This is a genomic window from Oleiphilus sp. HI0066 (assembly GCF_001635725.1).
In genome coordinates, this window is record NZ_LWFH01000897.1 from 1 (window position 1) to 282 (window position 282).

Sequence of the window (282 nt, forward strand, 5' to 3'; positions counted from 1 at the left end):
GTACAATGCGCGCAATAGCCGAACTTGCTCCAAAAAAGAATATTATCGGCGTAATCGCCGCTGCAGAGAATATGCCTGCGGGCAACGCATCAAAACCGGGAGATATCGTTACAACCGCATCAGGTCAAACTGTTGAAATTCTTAATACGGACGCAGAAGGACGACTCGTTCTTTGTGATGCACTCACCTACGTTGAGAAATTCAAACCCAAATCAGTTATTGATATTGCGACGCTGACGGGCGCATGCATTATTGCACTTGGCCACTCTACTAGCGCCGTAA

At 47.2% G+C, this 282-nt stretch carries 1 pseudogene; it reads left to right on the top strand.

Features of this window, described 5'->3' with window-relative positions:
* A pseudogene (locus tag A3738_RS10515) lies at positions 1-282 on the top strand (leucyl aminopeptidase); the annotation flags it as partial.